Genomic DNA, 19,993 nt, shown 5'->3' on the forward strand with positions numbered 1-19,993 from the left:
GCGCCGCACCGTGGTGGGCGGCCCGGCTCGGCTACCGCGTGGTGAACGACGTCTGGCAGGCCCATCGGGTCGAGCCCTTGCTCGCGGCTACGGTGATGACGACCTTGAAACCGTGAGTGGCCCGGCCGATCGAATAGGTGGCCGAGGCAACGCCCTTGGCGGTGGCGTGAACCGACTTCTTCGTGTTCGTGGTCTTGTACTTGGCGACCGTGGTGACGGCGGCGCCGGCGCCGACGTTCTTCACGGTGACCACCACCTTGCTGTTCTGCGTGGGCCGCGAGTTCGACACGCTCGCCGAGCAGGCCTTGGCCGCTACCGCGGCGTGCAGGGCCGGGGCCGGGGCGGCCTGCGCCACCGACGGAACGATGGTGGCCGTGATGGCCAGGACGGCGGCGGCGACGGCTGAACGGAAGCGCAAGGTGGTCCCCCTGGATGAGTGCACCCAACGGACGCGGGCGGCCCTTGCACTGTACGAAGACCTGAGACCCACCCCTGGCATCCGGTTGGGTTTTCATCCGGCGGTGATCGCCAGCCACTCGAACGAGTGGTGTCCGGCGGCCGGCAGTATCCTGCGGGCCATGGAGGGTCCGGAGCGGCCGTTGCCGACCGACACCCGCACCGTGGTGCTGGTCGAGGGGGCGAGCGACCGGCGCGCGGTCGAGGCGTTGGCCGGGCGTCGGGGACGCAGCCTGCTCGCCGAGGGAATCGCGGTGGTGGCCATGGGCGGAGCCACGAACATCACGAAATTCCTCGTGTACTACGGGCCGACCGGTCGGAATCTGCGGGTCGCGGGCCTGTACGACCAAGGCGAAGTGCGGTTCTTCCGGCGGGGCCTGGCCCGCGCGGGTCTCGGCGACAACCTTTCGGTCGCGGCCATGGCGGCTCTCGGTTTTCATCCCTGCGTGGTCGATCTGGAAGACGAATTGATCCGCGCGCTCGGCGTGTCAGCAACGGAGCGACTGCTGGCCGAAAACGATGACCTGGCGGCCTTTCGCACCATGGAGCAGCAACCCGCGTCGATCGGCCGCCCGACCCTGGCCCTGCTGCATCGGTTCATGGGCACCCGCGGCGGCCGGAAGATCCGGTACGCCACCCTCATGGTCGATGCCCTCCCCCTCGACGAGGTCCCCCGGCCGTTGCGAATGCTGGTCGATCAGCTGTAGACGACCTCCGACGGCGCCGCCGCCTACTGTGTGGTGGCTGCTCGCCTCGGACGCGCCTCGGCGCGTCCCGTACGGCCGAATCAGAATACGGGATCACGAACCTTACACTCGAACGAACACCCAATCAGGCCGAAAAGCCGCCGCTCGGTGGCGGTAACTCGTCGACCACCGCAGACGCCGGAAAAAATAGATCCGCAAAGATTCTTCTTTGCCCTATCGCCCGACGTAACTCTCACTGGCGCAACGGTTCTCCCTTGTTGTTGGCTAAGCTAAGGAAATGGATCCGGCCCTACAGAACGCCGTCCACATGCTTTTGACAGGTTCATCGAGTCCACTTACGTGATAGGCACGACGATTCCGGCGAAAAGAGACGAACATCCCCACTGACATGAGTTCGACGGCCATTCGCGCTCGCCGCGCGGCAAGACCGCCGAGCGACTACTCCCAAGTGCTGCAGTCCGCGCAGTCGCTGAACCTGATGCGGCGCGCCTACAGCTACTACGCGATCCGGTTCGGCATGCTGGCCGCCGCTCTGGCCGGGGTGTGGGTCGCCTTCGCCTTCGTCGGGAACAGTTGGAGTCAGCTGGCCATCGCGGCCACGCTAGGTCTCGTGCTGACGCAGATCATCTTCTACAGCCACGACGCCGCCCACCGGCAGGTGTTCGCCGGACAGAAGGCCAACGAGATGGCGGCCCTGATCATGGGCACCTTGATCGGCGGCGTCAGCCTGGCGTGGTGGCACAACAAGCACAACAAGCATCATGCCGCCCCGAACCAGATCGGCAAGGACTCGGACATCGCCGCTTCGGTCGTGCACTTCTACCCGGCCGAGAACCCGCCGCGCAACCGGGTGCTGGGCTTCCTGCACCGCCGGCAGGGCTGGTGGTTCTTCCCGCTGCTGGCCGTCGAGATGCTCAACCTCCACGTCCAAGGCGTCCAGGCCGTCGTCACGCGCAAGGGTCTCAAGCGCCGCTGGATCGAGGCGGCGATGCTGGTGGTCCGTCTAGGCGGCTACCCGGCGATCCTGTTCATCTTCCTGTCCCCGGGTATCGCCGGAGCGTTCCTGGGCGTGCAACTCGCGGTCACCGGGATGTATCTGGGCGTCTCCTTCGCCGCCAGCCACATCGGCATGGCGATCCTGCCGCACGATTCCCGCATCGACTTCTTCCGCCGTCAGGTGCTCACCTCCCGCAACATCGCCGGCGGCCGGATCGCGAGTTTCGCCATGGGCGGCCTGAACTATCAGATCGAGCACCACCTGTTCCCGAGCATGCCCCGGCCGCACCTGCACAAGGTCCGCACGGTGGTGCAGAACTACTGCGCCAACAGCCAGGTCGAGTACAACGAGGTCAGCATTCTGCGGGCATGGCGGATCGTGGCCGTCTACCTGAACAAGGTGGGCCTGTCCGCCAGCCGTTTCCAGTGCCCCATGGTCGCGTCCCTCCGATAGGGCACCGTGGGCCGACGGCCGGGCGTCGCCCGGCGGTCGGCCCACCCTTTGCACCGCGCCGCCGGCCGGTCGGTCAGACCGCCGTCGGCGGCGCCGCGTCGACCATCATCTGGGCCAGCACGGACGCCGCCGCACTCGGCGGCCGATCGGCCGGCTGCGCCAGCTGCACCGGCCAGGTCAGATCGACGTCCGAGATCGTGAGCACGGCCACCCCGTCGGGGCGTGGCCGGACGAAGCCGGGCACCAGACTCACCCCCAACCCGGCCCTGACGTAGGCCGCCGCCTCGCCGGCATCGGCGATCTCGACGACGACCCGGCGCCGCCGCCCGGCCTCGCGAAACGCGCGGTCGACAATGGTCCGGTTACCGAAGCCCACCGGAAAGTCGATGAACGGCTCGTCGGCCACGTCGGCCAGGGTGGCGTCGGCCCGGTCGGCCAGGCGATGGTCGTCCCGCACCACCAGGAGCAGCGGGCTGGACCCGAGCGAACGTAGTTGCAGCCCGGCCGGCGCGCCGCCGCTGATCGAGAGAATGGCCAGGTCCAGGCCGCCGTTGACCACGAGCTCGGCCAGACCGGCCGATCCGGTCATATTGGCCCGCAACGACAATGTGACGCCCGGATAGGCCCGGTGGAAGCGCCCGACCACGTCGGGCACATCGATCGGCGCGACCGAGGTCATCGTGCCGACGCGCACGGTGCCGCGCAGCCCGGTCCGCACCTCGGCGACCACGTCACGCGCGGCCACCGCGGCGTCGATCGTGGCCCGTGCCTTGGGCAGCAGCGCCCGCCCGGCCTCGGTCAGGTCCATCTGCTTGGAGCTGCGGACGAACAGCACCGTGTGCAGCTCGCGTTCCAGGTTCTTGATGGCGGCGCTGACCGCCGACTGGACCACGTGCAGGCGCTGTGCGGCCCGAGTGAAGCTGCCTTCGTCGCACACGGCCAGGAAGTACTCGAGCTGCCGGAGTTCCATCGGCCAATCATCACTGATGGTGGGGATTGATATCAAGAATTGTCGCTGGCGTTGATGCTCGCTCGGGCGCACAGTGATGACGTCACCACCGACAGGGAGCCTGAAAAGATGTCCGTCATCACCACCGCACAACAGCACCGCACCCGTCACGGCCTGGGTTTCTGGTTGATCGCCGCGGTGTTCGTCACCGCCATGGCCTTCTCCACCGTCTCCACTCCGCTGTACCCGCTGTACGAGAAGCGCGACGGCTTCGGCTCGTTCACCGTCACCATCGTGTTCGCCGTCTACGCGGTCGGGGTGGTGACCAGCCTCCTGTTGTTCGGGCACGTCTCGGACTGGGTGGGCCGGCGACGGATCCTGTTGCCCGCCCTGAGCATCGAGATCGTCGCCGCCGTCGTGTTCGTCGTCTGGCCCGATCTTCCCGGCCTGATCATGGCCCGGTTCATCACCGGATTCGCGGTCGGCATGATCACCGCCACCGCGACCGCTCACCTGAGCGAACTGCACGCGGCGAGTCGGCCGGAGCAGGGCACCGCCCGTTTCGAACTGGTCTCCACCGCGGCCAACATCGGCGGTCTCGGCCTGGGCCCGCTGGTCGCCGGGATCCTGGCTCAGTGGGCACCGGCTCCGCTCACCACCCCCTACCTGGTGTTCGCCGGCCTCCTGGGGCTCGGCATCGTGGCCGTCCAGCTCACCCCGGAGACCGTTGTCGCGCCGACCGAACCGGTTCCGTACCGGCCGCAGCGGGTCAGCCTGGGCCACGGCGACAAGAGGAAGATTCTGGCCGCGATGGCCGCGGGCTTCACCGCGTTCGCCGTGTTCGGCCTGTTCACGTCGCTGGCGCCGACATTCCTGTCGGGGACCCTCGGGCACCCGGCCCGGGTGCTGGCCGGCGCCGTCGTGTTCATCGTCTTCACCGTCTCCGCCCTGGCCCAGTCGTTCACGCGTGGCATGGCCCCGCACCGCCAGATGCTCACCGGCATCGTCGGTGAAGCCGCGGGTCTGGTGGTGCTGACCGTCGGTGTGGAATCGGCGGCACTCGCACCGTTCCTGGTCGGCGGGGCGCTGGCCGGAGCCGGCGCCGGCGTGTTGTTCAAATCCGCGATCGGAACCGTCGTGGCGCAGGCACCGGCCGCCCAGCGCGGTGAAGCGCTGGCCGGCCTGTTCCTGATCGCCTACCTGGGCCTCATCGGACCGGTGCTGGCCGTCGGGCTGGCCACGCAGTACATCTCGACCGCCAGTGCGTTGTTGTGGTTCTCGGCGGTCCTGCTTCTCCTGCTTCTCTCCCTGGGCGTCCTGGCTCGCCGCCGCGCCGCCTGACGGGTCAGCGGTAGAGACGCCGGTTAGCGGTAGACGTCAGGGACACCGTCGAGGTCGTCGTCGCGTTCCTCCGCCTCGCAGATCCGGCGGTACGTACGGTTCCGGGAGCGCAACACCGCGGCGGCCAGGACGGCGGCCAGCAGCGAGCCGAGCAGTACGCCGACCTTGACGTGTTCGTCGGACGGGCTCCCTGGCCCGAAGGCCAGCTCCCCGATCAGCAACGAAACCGTGAATCCGACGCCGGCCAGCAGGGCCATGCCGAAGACGTCGGTCCAGGCCAACTCGTCGTCCAACCTCGCCCTGGTGAATCGGGCCATCAGGAAGGTGGATCCGAAGATGCCGATCGTCTTGCCGGCCACCAGGGCGACGATGACCCCGATCGTGACCCGGTCGGCCAGGGAGTGACCGAGGCCGGCCACTCCCCCGATCGTGACGCCGGCCGAGAAGAACGCGAACACCGGCACGGCGAAACCGGACGACAACGGCCGCAGACGATGTTCGAAATGTTCGGCCAGGCCGGGGCCGGCGTCCGGCCCGCCGGCCGCATCGCTGCGCAGCACCGGGACGGTGAACGCGAGCAGCACGCCGGCCACCGTTGCATGGATTCCCGATGCGTGCACCAACGCCCAGGCGGCCACGGCCAACGGAATCAGCAGATACCAGGATCGAACTCGGCGTTGAACCAGAAAAGCGAAGAGCGCCAGGGGAATCAGCGCCAGCAGCAACGGCACCACGGCCAGCGAACTGGTGTAGAAGATGGCGATGATGGTGATCGCCAGCAGGTCGTCGACGACGGCCAGGGTGAGCAGGAAGGTCCGCAGGCCGGACGGCAGGTGGGTGCTGATCACGGCCAGAACGGCCAGCGCGAAAGCGATGTCGGTGGCGGTCGGCACCGCCCAGCCCCGCAGCTTGGCGACGTCGCCCAGGTTCAGCACGGTGAACAGCAGGGCCGGCACCGTCACCCCGCTGACCGCGGCGATCACCGGGATCGCCGCGCGGCGCGGGTCTCTCAGGTCACCGGCCACGAACTCACGTTTGAGTTCCAGGCCGGCGACGAAGAAGAAGATGGCCAACAGGCCGTCCGCGGCCCACTGTCCGACGGAGAGCTCCAGGTGCCAGGCCGAGAACCCGAACGAGCGATCCCGCAGGGCGGCATAGGAATCCGACCACGGGGAATTCGCCCAGACCAGGGCAACGACGGTGGCCACCAGTAGCAGTGCGCCGCCGACCGTTTCCTTGCGGAGGATCTCCGCGACCCGGCTGGCCTCCGGCCACGAGCCACGGCCCAGCACACGATGGGTGATCTTCTCCGACACGGCGGCATCTCCTGGGGGTCACGCTGCCCGGTGGCAGCGGGTCGACAAAACGACTCGCCGACCAGACTTCCCGGCACACCGGAACCCACCCTACCGTCCGGGTCGCCTAGCCTACGGGGATGGAGGTCCGAGTCGGCCAGACGGACGTGCACTGCGTCCAGCACGGAACCGGTCGGGCGGTGCTCGTCCTGCACGGCGCCGGCGTCGACCACCGCGAGGTGGAAGCCTGCTTCGAGCCCGCGCTCAGCCGCGACCCGGGGCTCCGCCGCATCTATCCTGACCTGCCCGGCATGGGACGTACGGTCGCCCCGGCGTCGATGCGAAGCGCCGATGACGTCCTTGACGTCCTGCTGGGTCTGGCCGACGAGGTCGCCGGCGACCGACCGCTCCTCCTGATCGGCCACTCGGCCGGTGCCTACTACGCGCAGGCGATGGCGGCCCGGCGTCCGGCCCAGGTGGCGGGTCTGGCTCTCGTCTGTCCCCTGGTGCCGGGTGTGCGCGACGTTCCGGAGCACCGCGTGGTTACCGGATCGGGCACGCTCGGAGACGCCACGTTCCGGGACTACTTCGTCATCCAGACGCCCGAGATGCTCCAGCGCTACGAGCGATACGTCGCACCGGCGGCAACCCTGGTGGATCAGGCTGCGCTAGAACGGATCGGGGAGCACTGGGAGCTCACGCCGCCAGGCGGGGGGCCATACGCCGGCCCGGTGCTGCTCGTGGCCGGACGCCTGGATTCGGCCATCGGGTACGCGGCCGCCGTCGACCTGCTCCAGGCCTACCCCCACTCCTCACTCGCCGTGCTCGACGACGCAGGGCATGCGCTGCCGCACGAGCAGCCGGACCTCCTCCGTGCCCTCATCTCGGATTGGCTGAAACGGGCCGCGATCTGAAGGCGACCAACCGGCGCCCACGGACGGGCACGCCATCTCGTCGCCCGGCCGACCGCCGGTCCGGTCAGCCGTTGTCCGGCCAGGGTCGCCAGTCCGGGGGCGGGTCCTCGCCGACCCGACCGTCGATCGCCTCGCGCAGCAGATCGGCGTGTCCGGTGTGGCGCCCGTATTCCTCCAGCAGGTCGAACAGAAGCCGCCGCAGGCTCGGATGGCCGTAGGCACCGAAGTCGATGCGCAGCGGCTGATCCAGACCACCGTTGGGCAGTGCCAGCGCCAACCGCTCGTGAGACCGCCGCACGGCCCCGTCGTACAGGGCGTAGAGGTCTTCCGGTGAGTCGTCCGTGGCCGAGGTGAAGATCCACACGTCGGCGTCGTCACCCTCGGGCGGGCCACCCATGCTGAGCCACGGCTCGCCGAGCGGCGCTCCGGACAACCACACCCCGAACTTCTCGTCCTCGACCACGGCCAGGTGCTTGAGCAGGCCACCGATGGTCAGCGTCGAGGCGCCGATCCTCGCGTTCAACCCGTCGGCGTCCAGCCCGTCGGCCTTCCAGCGGAACGTCGCCCGCTGGCGGTCCAACGCACCCAGCAGGTGGCCGACCTCCGTCCCGGCGACCGGCGGTTCCCACGGGGGCGGGACCCAAACAGGCGGCTGATCTGCGGCTTCCTCAGTGATATCGGTCATGCCGGTGAGCGTAGGACGTGTTCCGGACGGAACGCGTCCGGAACATCCCCGATGTTCAATACACCCATGCTCACCACTTTCGCCCGGCGGTTGCGGGCCGGCTGGCTGCCCCTGCTGGAGGCCACCGCCGGCGCCACCCTCGCCTGGTTCGTCGCGGCCACCCTGATCGGCCATCACCAGCCGTTCTTCGCGCCGGCGGCGACCATCATCGTGCTGTCGCAGGCGCGAGGCGCCCGGATCACCCGGGCGCTCGAGGTGTTCCTCGCCGTCGCCGGGGGCGTGCTGCTGGCCGACATCGTGGCGCAGCTGCTGGAACCGTGGCCCACGTTGACCATCGCCGTACTGATCGTGGTCACCCTGACCATCACCACCGCCCTGGACGCCGGCCCGGTGGTGGTCGTGCAGGCCACCGTCTCGGCGCTGTACGTGGCGGTCGTGTCACCCCCGACGCAGACCCTGGTGCCCAACCGCTTCCTGGATGCATTGGTCGGCGGTGGCATAGCCCTCCTGATCAGCCAGGTCGGCGCCGCCCGCGACCCGTTCGGCCCGGCGGTCGACCAGATCAGGGGGATCTGCGACCGCATCGTCGCCGTCATCCGCACGTCGGCCGACGCCGTCGAGCAGCACGACCGGCTCCTGGCCTCCGAAGCGCTGGCCCAGGCCCGCGCGTCGGACGCCGCGGTGACCGGACTGCAGGACGCCGCCACCGGCGCCCGCGAGGCCCTGCAACTCGATCCGGTCCGGCGACAACAACGCGCCGGGGTGACCGCGCTGCTGGCCGCGATCCGGCAACTCGACTATGTGGTGCGGGGCGCCCGCATCCTGGCCCGAGCATCGGTCACGGTGACCAACTGGCCCGCCACGGAGGCCTCGACGACGGCCGACATACCGGTCGCCCTCCGCCATCTCGAACGCGCCGTCGGGCACCTCGGCTTGGCCCTGATCGCCGAACTCCGGCGCGACGAGCCGGGCTCCACCAGCGCTCGAGCCGCACTCGATGCCGAGGCGATGGCCACCATCGACGCTGCCCGATCGATCCTGGCCGTCCGCCAGCCGCTTCCGATCGTCATGATCGTCGGCCAGCTCCGGTCGATCACCATCGATCTGCTGCGCGGTGCCGGGAACGACGACACCGAGGTACTGAACCGGGTCGATCAGGCCCTCGGATTCCCCACTCTGTGAGCCCGATCCGGGTGGGCCCGGCACTTTTCGGGTAGTAGTCGAACATGAACTCCGATCAACTGGACCGGGCCGACACGTACCAGGTTTCACCCGCCGCCCGGCTGCCTGATCTGACCGGCCTGAAGACGGTCAGGTCCGTGGCCACCGACCCGGAGACCGAACTGGTGGAGGTGTTTCACGACACGCAGGGCCTCGCGCTGCTCGACGCCGGGATCACCTTGCGCCGCCGCACCGACAAGGCCGGCCCGGGTTGGTCGCTCGATCGGCCCTGGGATGCCGACCAGCGGACAAAGATCACCGCCCCGCTGGTACGGCGGAACGATTCGGTCCCCTCGGTCCTGGCCGAGTGGGCGCTGGCCTGGACCCGCGGGAACTTGTTGTCGGAGGTGGGGACGGTGACCACCCGCCGGTCGGATCACCGCCTGCTCGGCTCCGACGGCGCGGTGCTGGCGATCCTCAGCGACGATCACGTGACCGCCCATGCCGCGGCCGACGGCGGGTCCGCCCTTCTCTCCGAGTGGCGAGAGTGGCACTTCGCCCTGGTCGACGGTGGGAAGAAGCTGCGGTCGGCGGCCGAGGAGTTGCTCGTATCAGCCGGTGCCCGGCCGTCGGACTGGCCATCGACGGGGCACCACGCCGTCGGACGGCGGCCGCGACCGATGGCCGCCGTCCCCGCTCTCGACGCCAAGAGCCGCGCCGGTGAGGTCCTCCTCGCCTATCTGCGCGAGCAGGTCGAGGTGATCGTCCGCCGTGACCACGACGTGCGGGTGCAGGATGCCGACGCCGTCCACAAGGTCCGGGTGGCCACTCGCCGGCTGCGAAGCGCCCTGGCCACCTACCGGCCGTTGCTGCACCGCGACGTCACCGACCCCATCCGTGACGAGGTGGCGTGGTTTGCCACCGCGCTGGGCGGGGCTCGCGATGCCTATGTGCAGCAGGACCACCTGCTGCAGGTCATCGCCGCCGAACCCGACGATCTGATTCTCGGCCCGGTGGCCGGTCGAATCCAGGTCGAACTGCACGCCGATGCCGCGGCCGCGCACGAGCAACTCCGTGACGTCATGCACTCCGACCGCTACTTCCGGTTGCTCGACACCCTGGACGACCTGGTGGCCTCTCCGCCGTTCAGCAGGCAGGCCGATGGCCGGGCTCGGAAGATGCTCGGCCTGGGCGTGGCGAAGGCCATCCGCCGGTTGGTCGCCGTGGTCGCCCTCGGCGCCCCAGCGGCGGGCGACGAGCGCGACTGGTGGTTGCACGACATCCGCAAGGCGGCCAAACGGGTCCGGTATGCGGCCGAGACCAGCCTGCCGGTACTCGGTCGCCCGGCCATCGAGCTCGCCGCGACCGGCGAGGAGATCCAGGAACTGCTCGGCGCCCACCAGGACAGCGTGGTGCTACGGAAGACGTTGCGTGCCATCGGTGTCCGGATGCACCTGGACGGTGAGAACCCGTTCACCATCGGCCGATTGCATGCGCTGCAGCAGGTCCGGGCCGATCAGGTCGAAGTGCAGTTCGAGCGGGCGTGGCGGAAGGAGTACCGCAAGCGGCTCGAGAGCTCTGACTAGCCCCAGGCACTGGGCCGAACACCGATCGGCTCTGGCCTCAGCCCGGGGCGGGGCCGTTGGCGGCGGGCGTCGTGCGCGGATCGGGTCCGGCGTCGGACATCGATCCGGTCGAGAACGCACTGTCGAAAGAACTGCTCGGCGCGGAGAACGCCAGCCGCCGGACGAATTCCAATGCCTCGGGCGCACCGACGAGACGGTCCATACCCGCGTCCTCCCATTCGACCGAGACCGGGCCGCTGTATCCGATGGTGTTGAGCATGCGGAAACAGGCCTCCCAGGGAACATCCCCGTGACCGGTCGAGACGAAGTCCCATCCCCGCCGGGGATCGGCCCAGGGCAGATGCGACCCCATACGGCCGTTGCGACCATTTCCGACCTGACGCTTGGCGTCTTTGCAGTCGACGTGATAGATCCGCTCCTTGAAGTCCCACAGGAAACCGACGGGATCGAGGTCCTGCCACACGAAATGGCTGGGATCCCAATTCAGGCCGAATGCCTCCCGGTGGCCGATCGCTTCCAGCGCAGCCACCGTCGTCCAATAGTCGTAGGCGATCTCGCTGGGGTGGACCTCGTGTGCGAAGCGGACACCGACCTCGTCGAACACATCCAGAATGGGGTTCCAGCGATCGGCGAAGTCCTGATAGCCGGCATCGATCAATTCCTTGCCCACCGGCGGGAACATCGCGACGTACTTCCAGATCGACGAGCCGGTGAAACCGACCACCGTGTCGACCCCCAACGCCGCGGCGGCGCGCGCCGTCAGCTTCATTTCCTCCGCGGCTCTGCGTCGGACCCCCTCGGCTTCACCGTCACCCCAGACCTGAGCCGGCAGGATCGCCCGGTGCCGGGCGTCGATCGGGTCGTCGCAGACCGCCTGACCTTTGAGATGGTTGGAGATCGCATGGACCGACAGTTCGTATCGATCCAGGATCTCCTTCCGGCCCTGCAGGTAGGTCCGGTCCTCGGCGGCGCGCCAGACGTCGAGATGGTCGCCCCAGCATGCGATTTCCAGGCCGTCGTATCCCCATCCGGCGGCCAGCTCGGCCACCTTCTCGAACGGCAGATCGGCCCACTGGCCGGTGAACAGCGTAATTGGTCGTGCCATGACCGGTTCCTCTCCGTGACTTGATGGCGAATCCCGCGCGCCGGTCCGAGGCGGTTCCACCGGCCGCATCGCCGGACCCCTGCGGCACCGGCGAAGCGGCCCAGGACGCCGGCCCTGTGGTGCCGAGACGGAGCTGGCTCCGTCTGGGCACCACAGCGACCAGCGCGAACTACCTGACGTGGTTCTACTTGACGATCTTCACGACCACCGTCGAACTGACGGAGCCCGAGACCGACTTGGCCGACGAGGGCACGAAGGTCGCGGTCACCTTGTACGAACCCGCCTTCGTCGACTTCGGCAGCACGTAGGCGGCCGATCCCTTCGATGCGGTGACGGTCGCCACCTTCTTGCCGTTGACCGCGAACCGCACCACGCCGACGGCCAGCTGCTTGGTGTCCAAGGACACCCCAGCGGTGAAGGTAGTGGTCTGGCCGACCTTCTGGCTGGACCGATTCGCCTTGAGGAGCGTCTTCGAGACCGCCTTGACGACCTTGACCGTCACCACCTGGGAGGTGGCTCCTCCGGTACTGGCCGTGTCGGTGGGCAGGAAGGTCGCGGTGAACCGGTGGGATCCGACGGCCAAGGTCTGGGACAACTTGACCCGGGCCACACCCGACACGACCGGCGCGGTGGCGATCACGGCACTGCCGTCCTTGAACTGCACGCGTCCGGCGACCGCCTGCTTGCTGTTCAACGTGACCGTGGCGGTCAGAGTGGCCGGCGACCGGGTTCCGTAGGTCTGGGTCACCTTGTCCGTCTTCAGGGCAACCGCTGCGGTGGCCTTGTCGATCGTGACGACCTTGGCCGGCGAAGCGGATTCGGCCACGTTGGCATTGCCCGCGAAACGAGCGGTCAGGGAATGGGCGCCCACCGTCAGGTCACTGATCGCGACGCTGACCTTGCCGTTCTTGAGCACCCCGGCCCCGATGATGGTCGACCCGTCGTAGAGGGTGACCAACTCGGACCCCAGAGTTCCGGCCGAGACCACGGTGATCGCAGCGGTCACCTTCGACCCGAACGGCGCCCAGGCCGGGCTGACGGTCAGAGTCGTCACCGATGGTTTGAGGACGACCTGAGCCGGAGCGACGGTGACCGTACGGATCGCCGAGGCGTTGCCCGCCTTGTCGGTGGAGCGGAACTCCACCAGTTGAGCCGCACTGGTGCGGGTGATGGTGAAGGGCCCGGCATAGGCCTTCCACGCGCCGCCGGCCACCCGGTAGGTGCTGCCGGCGACCCCGGAGGCGTCGTCGGAGCTGACCAACGTGACCACGACGACTTGGTCGCCGTCCAGGTTGGCCGCGGCAACAGGAGCCGTCGCGTCCAACTTGACGACGACGTTCTTGGCCGCCTCGACGTTGCCGGCCTTGTCCGTCGACCGGAACTGAACCGACTGTGCCCCTTCCAGATCGATCAATACCGGACCGGTGTAGGCGGTCCAGGCGCCGTCGCCCAGGGCGTATTCGGTCGACGCGACTCCGCTGTCCCCGTCGGTCGCCGACAGCTTCAGTTCGATCGGTGAGGTGTACCAACCGTTCTGGCCGTTGGGTTGGGCCGGATTCAGAGCCGCGGCCGTCAGTGGTGCGGTGGTGTCGCCGGCCTTGGTGATGACCACCGAGGCGGTGATCTCCGCGTTGCCGGCCTTGTCGGTGGAGCGGAACTCCAGGTTCTGGTCGGCGCCGGTCCGGACAACGGTGAACGGTGCCGCGTAGGTGGTCCACTCTCCGCCGTCCAGCCGATACTCGGTGCGCTGCACGCCCGACGTCGGGTCGGTCGCGGTCAGGATGACCTTCGCGGGGTTGTCGGTGCTGACGTCGGCCACCGTCGTCGGCGCGGTCGAGTCGATCTTGATCGCAACGGTCTTGATCGCTTCGTCGTTGCCGGCCTTGTCCACGGAACGGAACTTGACCGTGTGGGTGCCGTCGCCGGTCACCACCAGCGGTGCTCCGTAGACGCCTTCGGCTCCCGCGTCCAGCTGGTACCGGGTCTGGTCGACACCGCTGGCGCCGTCACCGGAATCGGTGGCGGTGAGAGTCAGCCCGACGTCTCCGACGTACCAACCGTCCTGACCCGTTGGCGCGGCCGGATTCGTGGTCGCCGCGGTCACCGGGGCCGTCGTGTCCGTCCCGGTATCGGCACCGACCACGTGGAAGTAGTCGATCAACGCGGTCGCCGAGGACGTCTGATTGACACCCGAGGCGTACACGCCGACCAGCCCGTCGGAGGCGGCCGGGATGTTGGCGACCGTGTCCGCGAACTTCGTCCAGGTGATTCCGTCGGCCGAGTAGTAGCCGGCGAATGCGTTGTCCTGTCGTTCCAGCCGCAGATACCAGACGTCGGTGGTGAGGTTCGCCGAGTTCGGCTGTGGTTGAACGAAGGAGCCGGCCACATTGGACCGCAACTCGATGCGTCGGCCGGTCGCACTGTCCCGGATGAAGTCGAGCTTGACGAAGTTGTCACCGTCCACGTAGTCGACCAGACCGACCTGCTGGTAATTGCCGGTGAAGTTGCTGCCGTCAACCTTGGTCTCGATCGTCCAGTGGTTGCCGGCCGGTTGCTTCTGCAGCGTGACGTTCTTCGCAACGCCCAGTTCGCCCGCGATCGTGTCCAACTGCAGGTTTCCGCCCGTGACCCGCGACAGGGACGGATCCGACCGGAGCACCGTCCAACGGCAGGTTTCCACGCTGCTCCCGTTGAATTCGTCGTTCGGCGTGCTCGCGGTGGCGGTGGAATCCGGAGTCAACCGGAACCAGTCGAAGTCGGCGTTCGTCACCGTGCCGGACGTGTTCGCGAAGGCCACCAGCCCGACTTTCGGGGTGCCCAGGGTTGCGGTGGTCTTGCGGATCGTGTTCCACCCGGACCACGATTGGTCGGGTGTGGTGTACGTGCTGCCGTCCACTGAATAGCTGGGCGTCAACGTGGTGCCGTCACTGGTCAGACGCAGATACACCGTGTCAGGGAAGTCGGCCCCCAGCGCGGCGGAGTTGGATTCCTGCGCGCTCCCGCCGACCTCGTGGGCGAACTGGATCACCCGTCCGTCCTTGCTGGACGTTCGGCCCTGGACGACGAACTTCGCGTAGTTGTCGTCGTCGGTGTAAAGGATCAGGCCCGCCTGCTGATACGACGTGTAGGCCTGCACGTTCACCTTGGTGGTGGCCTGCCAGGCACCCGCCGGCATGCTCTGCAGCACGATGTTGGACACGGGCGTGTTGTTGGTTCCGTACAGATCGTTGGTCGACGCGGGGATACGCAGATTGCCACCCGCGACCACCATGGTCTGGTCTCCGCGCACCACCGACCACCGGCCGTTGCTCAGCGTGCTGCCGTCGAAATCATCGGACTTGTCGCCGAGGCAGGACTCGGCCGGTGCGTTGACCCTCACGGTGAACGACTTCGTGCTGTATCCGCCGCCGGCGTCGGTGGCCGTGAGTTTCACCGTGTAGGTGCCGGGGACGGTGAAGGTGTACGAACCATTGGCCTGCTTGACGGTGGCGCCGTCGGTGGTTCCCATGTCCCACGAGTACGAGACGGGCGTGCCTTCCGGATCGGTGGCGGCCGAGGCCAGGTCCACGGTCACCGGCGCAATGCCGGAGGTCGGGCTCACTGATGCCGAACTGATCACGGGTCGCTCGTTGGACGTGGCGCCCTTTCCGATGAAGTCGACCCAGTTCACGTTGACGACCGACCCGGTCTGGCCCGCCTTGGTCGCGACGAGGTAGATGGTCCCGGTCTCGGTGGGCACGTTGGTCAGGGCGGTCTGGGTGTCCGTGAAATCCTGCCAGCCGGTGGTGGGCTTGGCCGGGACGGTACCCAGCAGTTGGCCGTTGACCGGATCGTTCCAGCGGATCTCGAAATCGGCACCGACTGTACCGGCCACCCGCATGCTCAGCGCCGTGATGTCGGTCAGGTTGACCCGGTCGTAGGAGAACCAATCCCCCGGCTCGATGAACCCGATGTTCGACGTTCCGCCGGCCGGGTCGGACGTGGTCTCGATCTTCACCCCAGGATCACCGGTGGAGCTGGTCCCGGGAATGCGGCCACTCTCGGTGAAGTGCTCCGCTTGCCGGTGCTTCATCTGAAGCGTCACCGAAGCACTGCCGGTCAGCGGCGGAATGTCACCGTTGCCCTTGTCCGTGTAGCTCACCTCGATGATCCAGAACAGGTGCACGTCGCCGCCGTGGCCCCCTTCACCGAGGGTCTGGACCGTGGCGGTGCACCCGGTCGTCTCATCCATCGGATGGGCATGGGCCGACCCACCCGAGTAGTGGCCGAGCTGGCTCGATTCCTTGACCAGGTCACAGGAGATGGTCTGGTCCTGCGTCGACCCGTCCTCGGCGTCGGTCACGGTGGCGGTGTAGGTGAGCTGATCGCCGAATTCGAAGAATCCGCCGTCCTTCGGACCCGTGATGGTCACGACCGGGCGGGCGTTGCCCGAGACGATCCGAACGTTCGACACACCCGTGCGACCGGTGCTGTCGGTGACGGTCAGCTGGACGTTCCACTGGCCCCTGGCAAAGGTGTGGCTCGGATTCGCCTCGGTCGACGTCCCGCCGTCGCCGAAGGCCCAGGCGTAGGTGAGTGTGTCGCCATCAGGATCGGCCGATCCGGCTGAGGAGAAGGTGACATCCAGTGGCGCCGACCCCGCGGTGACGTCAGCGGACGCCTTGGCCACCGGAGCCCGGTCGCCGTGGACGTAGTCGATCCGGTAGATCCCGGCGTCGGTGTTGTCCGACCAACCGCCACCCCAGTCGATCATGTAGAGGGACCCGTCCGGACCGAACTTGGAGTCCATCATCTTGATGGATCGAGTGGCCGGGGCCGGCAACTGGTGCAAGGTCACCGGCGTGACCTTCTGCACCTTGGTCATCGCGGCATCGGTCAGGATCGAGTACAGGGTGTTGTTGTTCCATTCGGCCAGGAGCGGCTTGCCGTCCCAGTAGGCCGGCCATTTCGTGTCCGACGGGTTGGACTCGTCGTAGTCGTACACCGCGCCGGCCATCGGGGCACCGCCACCACCGATCTCGGGGAAATCGGTGCCGGCCGAGTAGTGGTAGTAGATGTCGGCCGGAATCGCCGCCGGGAGGGTGGTCAGGCCCGTGTTGTTGGGCGAATCGTTGACCGGACCGGTCGCGCATTCGTAGGCGGTACCGGCGGTCGAGTTCGCGAAGTTCCAGCGCTTGTAGGCGGCGTTGTTGCCGGTGCAGAAAGGCCAGCCGTAATTGCCCGGGGTGTCGACGATGTTCCACTCCACCGTATTGCCCGGCCCGCGGTTGGCATTGTCACTGCTGGCGTCGGGCCCGTAGTCGGCGACCAGGAGGTGGCCGGTGTTCGGGTCGATGTTGATCCGGAACGGGTTCCGGAAGCCCATGGCGTAGATCTCGGGCTTCGTCTTCGCCGTGCCGGCGGCGAAGAGGTTGCCGTCGGGCACGGTGTACGTGCCGTCGGCCTCCGGGTGGATCCGGAGCACCTTCCCGGACAACGAGTTGGTGTTGCCGGACGACCGCGAGGCGTCCCAGAAGGCGCGGCCCGAGCGGTAGTCGGTCGGCGAGTAGCCGTCGGAGGCGAACGGGTTGGTGTTGTCGCCGGTCGCCAGGTACAGGTTGCCGCTGTTCCGATCGAAGGCCAGTGAACCACCGTGGTGGCAGCATTCGGCCCGCTGTACGGGGACATCGACCAGCACCTTCTCTGCGCCCAAGGAGGTGTAGTCGGCGCTGACCGTGAAACGACTCAGCCGGTCCACGTCGACACCCGTGGGTGAGTAGTACAGGTAGATGTAGTGATTGCTCGCAAAGCCCGGGTCAAGAGCCATGCCGAGCAGGCCGGACTCATTGGCCGTGAACACCGGCAAGGTGGCGACCGTCGACGTCTGCTGCGTTGCCGGATCGACCATCTTCAGCGCGCCGGCGAGTTCGATGAAGAACACGCGCTTGTCCGCCGCGATGTCCAGCATCATCGGGTTCTTCGGAGTGTTGTCCAGCGACACCACCTCGTAGTTGCCCGGAACGGATGCGCCACAGTCGGCCGCGACCACGCCGGCGGTGGTCTCGATGCTGCCCAGGACCATCTGCTGGAACCAGGGCTTGCTCCAGTTGGTGGCGTCGTGGCCGAGGGCCGTGTACGCCGACCGGCCTCCCTCGTAGTCCTGACACCAACTGATGGGGTGATCCAGTCCCATCGTCGATCCGCTGTAGGAACGCGTGTCGACCGAGGCGAGGACGTGAACCTTGTTCCTCGGGTTGGCCTGGAAGTCGTACCACTCCTCGGTCAGCGAAATGCTCTCACCGAGTCCGGCGTTCGCCGGATGCACTCGGTCCTCCAGCAGGAGCGACGCGGTCTGGATGGCCGGGTGCTGCTTGAAGTAGCCGCCAACCAGTCCGCCGTACCAGGGCCAGTCGTAGTTGGCGTCGGACGCCGCATGGATACCGAAGAAGCCGCCACCGCCTTCGATGTAGGCCTGGAACGCCTGCCGCTGAGCCGCCGTCAGCAGGGCATCCGCGGTCGGGGACGTGGTCGAGAGGAAGATCACCGTGCTGTACTGCGCCAGGTTGGCCGCAGTGAACGCGGCCGCGTCCTCCGTAGCGTCGACGGCGAAGTGGTGCTCGACCCCAAGGGCTTGGATCTGTGCGATTCCGGCGGCGATGCCGTCGGTGTGGCGGAACCCGGCGGTCTTGGAGAACACCAGCACCTTGTAGGTGGGTTCGTCATCTGCGTGCATCGCCAGACGCGGGCCCGCCGCCACCGGAGCGGCCGTCGCGGCCGGGGCGAACATCACGCTGCCAACGGTGGACAGGGCGAGCACCAGGCACAAGGCCATCAACCGCCGAGCGGTGGTGAGAAGGTGGAACGGGCCGGAGGCTGCGGCATCCTTCCCGTTCCACCGCCGATGGGTCATCGAACGCCCTCCGGCCGGCGTATCGCCGGCTCGGGGGTCCGAGGGACCAGACATGGGAGTTTCCTTTCGCTGAGTTGTCTTCTCGCTCCGGTCGCGCGCAGCCGCGTGGAGGGATGTGGGTGGATATTGCGATTCGGACCGTCAGGTCATTGCTCGAAAGACGGCCCCACTGAGCATCTTCGGCCGGTTCGGTCGAAGATCGGGTCTTGCCTGGGTGCGGGTCGGCCCGGCCGACCGATCAGGACTCGAAGGCCGACGGGAGGTACTTGTCGACGTTCTCCTTGCTGACCACGGCGGAGAACAGGGTGAAGCTCTTCGGCACCTCGATCTCCTGCAGGTCGCCAAGTCCCTTCTCCAGAACCAGCAACCGAGCCAGCTCGATGCCGGACGAAGCCTGGGTCGACGGGTAGACGACCGTGGCCTTCAGAACGCTGTTGTCGGCCTTGATCGCCCGCATGACGTTCGCCGAACCGGCGCCGCCGACCATGAAGAATTCCTTGCGTCCGGCACTCTCGATGGCCGCCAGCACCCCGACGCCCTGATCGTCGTCGTGATTCCAGATCGCATCGATCTTCGGCGCGGCCTGCAACAGGTTGGCGGTGGTCGACTCACCGGAGTCGGCCGTGAACTCGGCCGCGACCTGGTTGGACACCTTGAAGCCGAAGGACTTGAGCGCGTCGGAGAATCCCTTGGACCGATCGACGGTCAGGGGCAGGCTGGCAATACCCTGGATCTCGGCGATCACCGGATTGCTGATCTTCGCGTCCTTGAGTCGCTGTCCGATGTAGTTGCCGGCCGAAACCCCCATGCCGTAGTTGTCGCCGCCGATATAGGTGCGGTAGGCGAACGGCGAGGAGAACACCCGATCGACGTTGACCACCTCGATACCGGCATCGGTGGCCTTCTTCGCGACATCGGTCATCTGCGCGCCGTCGAACGGCAGCAGCACGATCGCGTCGACCTTGGCGTTGATGAGTGTCTCCACCTGGGAGATCTGCTGGTTGACGTCGTTCGTCCCTTCCACGAAGTTCGCCTGGATGTCCGGGAACTTCGCCACCGTCTTCTTCGCGTGGTCGGTGATGGCCGCCATCCAGCCGTGATCGGCCGCCGGTGCCGAGAAGCCGATCTTGACCATTTTTCCTCCAGGATTTGTCGCGGCTGAGCTACTGGCCGAGCTACTGATGACGGCACTCGACGCGGTCGTCGAACCGGCGGGACTGCTGGCGCCGGCGGAGGTTCCCCCGACGCTGTTGGACGTGCAGGCAGCCAGGAACGCGGACGCTCCGAAGGCGAAGCCGCCGAACAGGAACGAACGGCGGGGAACGCCCGCGGCAGGCGATTGCCCGACGTCCGCCGGTGCGGCGATGCCTGGTGGTTGGTCAGTTTCGGACATCGATACTCCTCATGGGCGTGCGACATGGACCGGCCCGGATGGTCGGTTCGGTGAGCTGATGT

Annotated in this window: 12 protein-coding genes and 1 pseudogene; 6 read left to right on the forward strand and 7 right to left on the reverse strand. The window is 67.6% G+C overall.

Features of this window, described 5'->3' with window-relative positions:
* Positions 1-31: 31 nt before the first annotated feature.
* Positions 32-418, reverse strand: a complete 387-nt coding sequence (locus tag BLS97_RS00605) for a hypothetical protein (protein WP_090474084.1) — start codon at positions 416-418, stop codon at positions 32-34.
* A 160-nt stretch (positions 419-578) separates the two neighbouring features.
* On the opposite strand from BLS97_RS00605, the gene BLS97_RS00610 reads away from it, so the two are divergent.
* Positions 579-1,163 carry a TOPRIM nucleotidyl transferase/hydrolase domain-containing protein gene (locus BLS97_RS00610; RefSeq protein WP_090480926.1) on the forward strand — a complete coding sequence of 195 codons (585 nt, stop codon included), beginning with the start codon at positions 579-581 and terminating at the stop codon, positions 1,161-1,163.
* Positions 1,164-1,551: 388 nt separating this feature from the next.
* Positions 1,552-2,613: a fatty acid desaturase family protein gene (locus BLS97_RS00615; RefSeq protein ID WP_090474085.1), complete on the forward strand. Its 1,062-nt coding sequence runs from the start codon at positions 1,552-1,554 to the stop codon at positions 2,611-2,613.
* A 73-nt stretch (positions 2,614-2,686) separates the two neighbouring features.
* On the opposite strand, the gene BLS97_RS00620 is transcribed toward BLS97_RS00615, so the two are convergent.
* Complete coding sequence (locus BLS97_RS00620) at positions 2,687-3,583, reverse strand: LysR family transcriptional regulator (RefSeq protein WP_090474086.1); 897 nt, start codon at positions 3,581-3,583, stop codon at positions 2,687-2,689.
* Positions 3,584-3,691: 108 nt separating this feature from the next.
* On the opposite strand from BLS97_RS00620, the gene BLS97_RS00625 reads away from it, so the two are divergent.
* A complete protein-coding gene (locus BLS97_RS00625) occupies positions 3,692-4,903 on the forward strand; it encodes an MFS transporter (RefSeq protein WP_090480930.1) in 1,212 nt (403 codons plus the stop codon).
* Between the two features lie 23 nt (positions 4,904-4,926).
* Here BLS97_RS00625 and nhaA read toward each other — a convergent pair whose 3' ends face one another.
* Entirely contained in the window at positions 4,927-6,219 is a 1,293-nt protein-coding gene (gene nhaA / locus BLS97_RS00630; protein WP_090474087.1) for a Na+/H+ antiporter NhaA, read from the reverse strand.
* 119 nt (positions 6,220-6,338) lie between these two features.
* On the opposite strand from nhaA, the gene BLS97_RS00635 reads away from it, so the two are divergent.
* The gene (locus tag BLS97_RS00635) at positions 6,339-7,112 is read left to right on the forward strand and encodes an alpha/beta fold hydrolase (protein ID WP_090474088.1); all 774 of its coding nucleotides are present in this window, start codon (positions 6,339-6,341) and stop codon (positions 7,110-7,112) included.
* A gap of 64 nt (positions 7,113-7,176) precedes the next feature.
* Here the strand turns inward: BLS97_RS00635 and BLS97_RS00640 are convergent, their stop codons facing one another.
* Complete coding sequence (locus BLS97_RS00640; RefSeq protein WP_090474089.1) at positions 7,177-7,797, reverse strand: mycothiol transferase; 621 nt, start codon at positions 7,795-7,797, stop codon at positions 7,177-7,179.
* Between the two features lie 66 nt (positions 7,798-7,863).
* On the opposite strand from BLS97_RS00640, the gene BLS97_RS00645 reads away from it, so the two are divergent.
* The gene (locus BLS97_RS00645; protein ID WP_157695093.1) at positions 7,864-8,979 is read left to right on the forward strand and encodes an FUSC family protein; all 1,116 of its coding nucleotides are present in this window, start codon (positions 7,864-7,866) and stop codon (positions 8,977-8,979) included.
* Positions 8,980-9,023: 44 nt separating this feature from the next.
* Positions 9,024-10,544, forward strand: a complete 1,521-nt coding sequence (locus BLS97_RS00650) for a CYTH and CHAD domain-containing protein (protein ID WP_090474091.1) — start codon at positions 9,024-9,026, stop codon at positions 10,542-10,544.
* A 106-nt stretch (positions 10,545-10,650) separates the two neighbouring features.
* On the opposite strand, the pseudogene BLS97_RS00655 reads toward BLS97_RS00650, so the two are convergent.
* From BLS97_RS00655 to BLS97_RS00665, 3 genes and pseudogenes are all read right to left on the reverse strand, one after another.
* A pseudogene (locus tag BLS97_RS00655) lies at positions 10,651-11,649 on the reverse strand (sugar phosphate isomerase/epimerase family protein); the annotation flags it as partial.
* A 184-nt stretch (positions 11,650-11,833) separates the two neighbouring features.
* Positions 11,834-18,592, reverse strand: a complete 6,759-nt coding sequence (locus BLS97_RS00660) for an OmpL47-type beta-barrel domain-containing protein (protein ID WP_090474093.1) — start codon at positions 18,590-18,592, stop codon at positions 11,834-11,836.
* A gap of 184 nt (positions 18,593-18,776) precedes the next feature.
* Positions 18,777-19,931 (reverse strand): substrate-binding domain-containing protein, encoded by a 1,155-nt coding sequence (locus tag BLS97_RS00665; RefSeq protein WP_090474094.1) that lies wholly within the window; start codon positions 19,929-19,931, stop codon positions 18,777-18,779.
* Between the last annotated feature and the right edge of the window lie 62 nt (positions 19,932-19,993).

The organism is Nakamurella panacisegetis (assembly GCF_900104535.1).
Classification (GTDB): domain Bacteria; phylum Actinomycetota; class Actinomycetes; order Mycobacteriales; family Nakamurellaceae; genus Nakamurella; species Nakamurella panacisegetis.